The sequence below is a fragment of the Massilia phosphatilytica genome, from assembly GCF_977014125.1.
The window spans coordinates 1-2,424 of sequence record NZ_CDRNIL010000113.1 but is presented as its reverse complement, the minus strand read 5'-3'; the positions used below and the strand labels follow the sequence as shown (position 1 = coordinate 2,424).

At 54.7% G+C, this 2,424-nt stretch carries 2 protein-coding genes; both read right to left on the bottom strand.

All coding sequences use genetic code 11. The features are described 5' to 3' along the window. Positions 1-49 precede the first annotated feature (49 nt). A complete protein-coding gene (locus tag ACWNCF_RS03885) occupies positions 50-1,363 on the bottom strand; it encodes a PAS domain S-box protein (protein ID WP_449406090.1) in 1,314 nt (437 codons plus the stop codon). Between the two features lie 497 nt (positions 1,364-1,860). Beyond that, positions 1,861-2,424: hypothetical protein (locus ACWNCF_RS03880; RefSeq protein ID WP_449406089.1), on the bottom strand; the 564-nt coding region annotated here is incomplete at its 5' end.

Genomic DNA, 2,424 nt, shown 5'->3' with positions numbered 1-2,424 from the left:
TTGTAACCTTGCTTCGACGTTACGTATTGCTAAGGTTAAAACGGAGGAGTTAGTTGGATGATCCAGCACCTGGTCTAGAGCTTGCTGGGAGCGGGACTACGACTATCATGCCGCGCCGATGCATCTCTCCCATCTCGGCCGGAATGATCAACCCGTCCAGCGGCCGGCCGATCGCCTCGCTGGCGCGCCATCCGAAGGTCTTCTCGGCCTGCCGGTTCCACTCGCGCACGATGCCATCCCGGTCCAGTCCGATATAGGCATCGTTGGCGTTCTCGATCACGCTGCGTAGTTCGGCTTCCCGGTCCTTCAGCATTTGCTCTGCTCGCCGCTGGTGGGTCATAGCACTCTCCAGCATGGCAACCGCGTCGTTCAGTTCCCGGGTACGGGTCGCGACGCGCGTTTCCAGGTCCGCGCGTAGCGCCTGCAGCTTCGCTTCGGCCTCCTTTTGCGCCTGAATATCCTTGATGGCTGCGACGTAGTAAAGCAGTTCGCCAGCCGGTCCGGTTTTCTTCGTGACGTTCAGATTTATCCAGACGAGAGTGCCATCCTTCCTGACATAGCGTTTCTCCAATTGATATTGGTCGATCGTGCCAGCCTCCAGCTGCTGCTGCAACGCGAGGTCCGTATCCAGGTCTGGTGGATAGGTAATGTCGCGGAATGTCGTCCGGTACACTTCCTCCGCCGCATAGCCGACGATTCGGCACAACGCCTCGTTCACGCTCAGCCACCCGCCATCCGGCGCGACCATCGCCATGCCGATGCTGGCAATGTCGAATACCGACCGGAACCGTGCCTCGCTGGACGCAATCGCGTCGCCGGACCGCTCGACGCTGTGACGTGCGACTGCCAGCGCTTCGCGGTAACGCATCTCTTTCGTGATGATGTCTGCCAGGTCCCGCAACGTCTGCAAGTCGTCGACGGACAACTGCCGCGGCTTGGAGTCAATGGCGCACAGCGTCCCCAGCGCATGACCGCCGGCGCTGCGAATCGGAACGCCTGCGTAAAATCTGATGTTCGGATCGCCGTTTACGAGGGCATTGTCCTCGAACCTCGGATCGGCGGCGGCATCGGGAACGACCAGCGGCGCGCTCTGCAGGATCGCGTGCGCGCAGAAGGCGACCTCGCGGGAAGTTTGCTGTACATCCAGTCCGATGCGCGACTTGAACCATTGGCGATCCTTGTCAACCAGCGAAAACACGGCAATTGGTACGTCCAGCAGGCGCGCTGTAAGCCGGGTAATCTGGTCGAAGACCGGTTCCGGAGCGGTATCCAGAATGTCGAGGGACTTGAGCAGTTCCTGGCGCTCCGGCTCGTCAAGAGAATGGGATGCTGCTGGCATACGATAGCTCGCTATAAAGATCAAGGCGCGAACACCTTTTGCCAGAACTTTACCAGACGATCAGTTAGAGCTCGACAAGATTCCACACGCCGCGCTCTATACCTCGGCGCGGTGCTGTTGGGCGATTTCTTTGAACGATCTCGGTCAAACGCACACGTGCTCCACAGGGGTATGCAAACTCAACACTTTTGTTGACAAAGCGGACTAAGGACACTGAACGGCACGGTCTTGAAACAGTGTAAACGGGCAAAAAAATACCCGCTGTGAGGCGGGTGAAATCTATTTTCTTGAAGGAAGATAGAGGAGACACAAGCATGATCGTGCACCGCATAAAAACTGTCCAATGACCGTCCGTGATATCTGCAATGCGTTGAAAGCTTGTCTTACAAGACTAAGTAACAATGTCGACATTACCAATAATATCGTCGAGTTTTTAGCTGCTCATATTTCTGGTCTATGTTGCGCCCTTGCTGACAATTTTCGACGATAAACAACTAACAGAATATGTTAGAAGTCAGGCGCTACAGTCCAGTAGACCAGTGTGCTAACAAATCGATACGCCGAATGCGAACCCCGGTCTCGCTCCCAAGCAAATATTGCTGTTGCAAGTTCGCCGGCCCGAGATCGACATCGAACATGATCTTTCCTTCAGCGTCTGGCCTTACTTCCGAGTTCATGAGACCGTCGACTAGGACGGCCACCTTACTTTTGCCACGGAACAGAGCCGGTGTCATGATAGTAGTAGTCCCGCTCCCAGCAAGCTCTAGACCGGTGCTCGACACATGTTTCATATTGATGAACTCAAGCGCGCGAAGCGGATCTGCACTCACCTTCCACCCATATACCTCAAAGTATGGCTCAATCGACTTATAGTCGAACATTCTAGGTATGGGAGCAAACTGAGAAAAAACTGTTTGGAACCTGGGTATTGCCTGTTGAATGTGATGTTTCATCAAAGTCGCGCTATGGCAGCCCCAATCCAACTCTTCCCAATAATGCGGTATTGCCATTTCGTTAAACACGGTATGGAGATTTCTGCTTTCTGGAAGAATAGCTCCTGACTCCACTGCACAGAATGGAAGAGC